5 protein-coding genes are annotated in these 4,636 nt (G+C 69.1%); all 5 read right to left on the minus strand.

Annotation, left to right across the window (positions count from 1 at the left end; genetic code table 11):
- Window positions 1–681 precede the first annotated feature (681 nt).
- Entirely contained in the window at window positions 682–1,032 is a 351-nt protein-coding gene (locus tag ACFC1R_RS38580) for a transposase (protein WP_375946391.1), read from the minus strand.
- Window positions 1,033–1,179: 147 nt separating this feature from the next.
- The gene (locus ACFC1R_RS38585) at window positions 1,180–1,989 is read right to left on the minus strand and encodes a Ku protein (protein WP_375946392.1); all 810 of its coding nucleotides are present in this window, start codon (window positions 1,987–1,989) and stop codon (window positions 1,180–1,182) included.
- Between the two features lie 65 nt (window positions 1,990–2,054).
- The gene (locus ACFC1R_RS38590; protein ID WP_375946393.1) at window positions 2,055–2,273 is read right to left on the minus strand and encodes a hypothetical protein; all 219 of its coding nucleotides are present in this window, start codon (window positions 2,271–2,273) and stop codon (window positions 2,055–2,057) included.
- Window positions 2,274–2,334: 61 nt separating this feature from the next.
- Entirely contained in the window at window positions 2,335–3,600 is a 1,266-nt protein-coding gene (locus tag ACFC1R_RS38595) for a tetratricopeptide repeat protein (RefSeq protein ID WP_375946394.1), read from the minus strand.
- Between the two features lie 35 nt (window positions 3,601–3,635).
- Complete coding sequence (locus ACFC1R_RS38600) at window positions 3,636–4,202, minus strand: hypothetical protein (protein ID WP_375946395.1); 567 nt, start codon at window positions 4,200–4,202, stop codon at window positions 3,636–3,638.
- Window positions 4,203–4,636: the final 434 nt, after the last annotated feature.

Here is a 4,636-nt window from a genome sequence, read left to right on the forward strand (position 1 = left end):
CAGTGGCGAGGCCTCGCCACCAGATACGACAAAACCGCCGTCGCCTACCAAGCCGCAGCCACCCTCGCCTCACTCCTCATGTGGGCCTGACCCTTATGCCGGGCAGGGCCCTGGCGTCGCTCGTGGCCGCCGAGGTGGTGTCCACGTCCGTGATCACATTGACGCTGTCGGGGTCGCACGTCTCGGTGAGATGGGCGGCGAACCCCTTCCAGCGGATGATGTGCCCGTGGCGAACATAGCGGACCGTGGTGTCGTAGGGAGAGACGATCGCCGCCGAGGAGGGCGGTAGCCCGCCGTCCTCGGGGGTGCGCCAGCGAAGACGGCCTGCCGTGTCGCGGTAGTAGTTCTGCGCGACGATCCGCCGCAGGGCCTCGGCCTGCGGGCCGGGCCGATAGCCCGACCCGTGCCGGTGAAGGTGCTCAGCAGCCGGCGGGCGTCGTCGCCGGCGGCGAGGATCCGGGTCTTGGGCCGGATGGGGTTCTTGCCCAACCGGACCGGACGGCCATAGCGGCGGCCCCAGCCCTCGTCGACCAGCAGATGCCCGGCCGTGCGGGCCACCTCCTCCAGCGCGGCACGCACCGACTCGGTGACCAGTTCCAGCCGGGTCAGGTCGCGCACCGCGGCCAGCACGTGGGTGGAGTCGGTGCGCTGCGTGGTGCGCTCGCGTACGAGTCCGGCCTCCTACAAGCGGGCGAGCGCCAGATCCAGCAGACGATCGGCGCGGTCGTCATGGGTGAGGCGCTCGCGGAAGTCGGCCAGCACGCCGTGGTGGAAGCCGGGATCGTTCAGCTCCATGGCCAGGGAGTATTTGAAGTCGATGCGGCAGCGGACCGCTTCCGCCGCCTGACGGTCAGACAGGCCGAGCATGAACTGCAGCACGCAGACGGTAGCCAGCTGGGCGGGCGAGAGACCGGGACGGCCGTCGCGCGAGTACCAGTCGGCGAAGTCCTCGTCGTGCCATAGCCCGTCCAACCGGTCCCGCACCCACATCGCCGTCGTTCCCTTCGGGTTGCTCGCCCGTGCGACCTGCACAGTCAGAGCGGGAACCTGCTCACCGGAACGGGGACGGACGGACAACGCGCACCTCGCCACTGGGTCGACCTGCACCACAGTCACGAACCTGCCCGCTAATCACGCTGCTCAAGTCGGGGATTTCCAAGATCCCCGATAGAGCCAAGCTCAGGACGCCGTGCGCAGGTGGCGACGCCGAACCTTCTTGACGGCGTCCTGGAGCTGGTCCCGGGTCATGGTCGAGCGCTGCGGAGTGTCGAACTCGGTTGCCCTCCTGTACAGCTCGGCCTTCGTGAGCGCGCCCAGGTCCTCCGCTGCCGTCTTCTTCGACGCGGTGGCGCGCTTCTTGCCCGCCTCGCCAGCCGCCGGCCAGCCCTTCCTCACGGTGGAGGTGCTCTTCTTCCCGCCGACCGCCTTCAGCTGCGCCCGGCTGGGACTGGGCGCGGTCTCGCGGGCACGGCCGCGGGTCGGCGGCGCGGCCTCGGCGCGGGGTTCTGCGCCGGATTCATCAACGCTGCGGGCGTGGGCGGTTTCAATGCTGCGGTTGAGGATCTCCATGAGGTCGACCACGTTGGTGGGGTTCTCCGCCGGGCCCTGGGAGACGCTGATCTCCTGGCCGGAAGCCTTGGCTTCGATGAGTTCGCGGACCTCGCCGGCGAAGTGCATCGTATGGGCGACCAGCATGCGGCTCTCGGCCCGTACTGCGGGCAGGTACTCCTTGCCGCGCATCGAGAACAGCGCCAGCCCGGCCCTGCCGGAGCGCTCCAGAGCCTTCTGCAGCAGGGCGTAGATCTTCGTTCTCTTGGGGGAGAAGTGTGGCGCGAGGCGAGGAGGGATGACTTTGTGCAGATCAGCACGGGTGTAGGTGACCCTAGCGTGCGCAACAGGTGCGGCGCTATCGCTGGATCGGGTGACGGCTAACGTTGGATCAGCACCCACCCGCTGCCGCGCAGCGGCGCCTTCACCTTCGCTGCGCACCGGTAAGAGAAGGAGGAGCAGGCGTACAGGACGTTGGCGCGGGCGGCGGCGGGGGTGCGAGGTGGTCAGGGGAGGTCGATCACGCGGATGTCGAGCGAGAGACCGCGCGGCCAGATCTCGATGCTGTGATGCTCGCCGATGCGCGCGTATCGGAGCTTGCCGGGAACGCCGGTGCCGTCCATCAGCGTGGTCAGGTCGGTCGTCTCATCCACCGTTTCACGGTAGAAACGGATGCCGGTCACGCAGTACGTGATCAGGACGAGGATGTAGAGGGCGTGTTCCATGTGGTGCTCCGGTCGTGCGTGAGATGACTGGCGGTCGCCTGGGGCGGCCGTAGGGCGTGGGTCAGGGACTGGGCAGGGGAGCCACTACCGCAGGGGCCGGCGGAAGGGTCGTGACCGTGCGCAGACCCGGGTCGCGCGCGCGGAAGCCGAAGGAGACGAGGGTGACGCTCTCTCCGACGCTGAGGGGCGTCCGGCCGTGCGGTGTGAGAGCACCGTCGAACACGACGCAGTCACCTGCTTCGAGGTCGTATTCGAGGTAGCCGTCGGCGGCGAGGAACACGGTGGCGCTGGCCCGGGGCAGGCCGGCAGGCCGCTCGTGCTTGAGGCACAGGATCAGGTTGGCCTCGCCGAAGCCGAACTCGTCCAGGTGGAAGTCGAGGTGCTGCCCTTCCTCGTAGGCGATGTACACGGCGGTGTGCGGCGGCTCGACCGCCAGACCGCTGAAGCGCGCCACGACGGCGGCGAGATCCACCTGCCCGACGAAGTGGCTCGCGGCGTCGAGGGTGGCGGCGTTCCACTTGCCGTTGTGAAGGTAGCCGTCAGCGGCGACGGCCTTCTCAGCCTCCTCCGCCATCGCGGTGAGCAGCGCGGAGGGGAACGACTGGTCACGCAGGTGGCGCAGGTGCACACGCTGGTGCGCGGTGAGCCCGGCCACGGCGTCCCGGAGCGCCGGGAAGTCCTGTGCCCACCGCGACGGTGTTCGGGTCGTGGTGCGGGACTGGAGCCAGGCCGTCCACCGGCGGCTCCACTGGCCGGGTGTGGCGGGGTCGGCGACCGGTGCGCCGGCCTGGTCGATCAGCAGCTCCACGCGGTCGAGAGCGGCCTGTGTGGACTTGACCAGCTCGGCGTCCCCCTTGGCGATCCGGAGCCGCAGCGCTTCTCGCAGGTGGGCCTGCGCGCCCGCGAGGTCGCCGCGCTCCATCAGGTGCTTGCCGGTGTGCTGGAGGGCGAAGTCCACCAGTTCCGGGTGCTGGTTGCGGGCGGTGCTCAGGGCGCTGCGGTAGAGCGCGTCCGCGCTCTGCGCGTCCCCGGCGTAGCGGTGTGCGTCGCCGAGGTTGAGGCCGGTGGCGACGACGGCCCTGCTGTTGCCGATCGTCGCGGCGAGGTCGAGCGACTGTCGGAGGAACGTCCGGGCCTCGTCGTGGTTGCCCAGGGACAGCTGGCCGATGCCGATCCAGCGGGTCAGGACCCGGGTACGGGCGGGGTCGCTCCCCTCGGGCAGGGTCCGCAGTTCCTCGCGGAGTCGGGCGACTGCGGCGGTCAGCTCGTTCCGGCCGGTGGGGACCATCCGCAGGTTGTCGTCGTGGGTGATGAGGTGATCCAGCACGTGACCTCCGTCGTTCGGGTGTGCTCAGCGTGGCACTACAGGTGGTCGGTCTGGTGGCGCAGGTCGGCCAGCAGCTCCCGCCCGTGCGGGGTGAAGTGCTCGGTGAGGAGTTCGAGTTCGCGCATGAGGTAGCGCACGGCCGGCAGTCCCTCGTCGTAGGCGCTCTGGAAGCTCGCGCGCTCGGCGTGCGTGAGGTCGTCGCGGCGCAGTTCGGTCTGGCGGAACCGGAGCAGCTGGTTGTAGACGCAGGTCGCGTGGAAGGCCCGGTCGATCTCCCAGAACTGGTTGCGGTCCTCGCCCTGGCCGGCCCGCCATCTGATCTCGATCTTGGGGGAGGTTTGGGAGGAGTACCCGTCGGCGAAGACCTGGTGCTGGAGGACGTGGAAGCTGATCGACTGGTGGGTGCCCTCGTGCAGGATGTTCTCCGCCAGGTAGAGGTTGGAGGGCTGCTCGCTGACGGTGTTCGGCGGGATGTGGCGCGACGCCTTGGCGGAGAACACGATGACGTACGGGAGCGCCGGGTCGCTGGAGCTGGTCAGTGAGGAGGTGCGGACGTTGGGCTTGAGGCCCACCCACAGCAGCCCCCGGACGAATTCTCGCACGCGGTCGAAACCCTCGGGGTGGACCAGCCACAGGCGGTCCAGGGCCCGGGTGAGGGCCGTACGGCGCTCGTCGTGTGCTCGGCGATCTGGTAGTCCGCCAAATTGATCTCGTTGGCGATCTCGCCGGGAAGCTCGGCGTCGAACCAGTCGAACGTCGCCCCGGCCACAGTCACGGGTTCGCTCCGCAGGGATCGGGCGTGCTCCGCGTAGGGGGTTCCGGACTTCACCAGGCGCTCCATCAGCGCGAACGGGAGCGCCAGCTCCGCGCCCTGCTCACGGAGCCGGATCAGGTCCGGGTCCTTGCGGTCGAGGTCGAAGAAGGAGCCGGTGGGGACGCGGTCAGCGATGGCGGACTACAAAGCGGAATCAGCTTAATCACGTAGTTAGCTGCAGTCAGCGGCTGCGGTGTAGCTCTCGGAGGAAGCCAAAACATA

The sequence above is a fragment of the Kitasatospora sp. NPDC056138 genome (assembly GCF_042264695.1).
Classification (GTDB): Bacteria; Actinomycetota; Actinomycetes; order Streptomycetales; family Streptomycetaceae; genus Kitasatospora.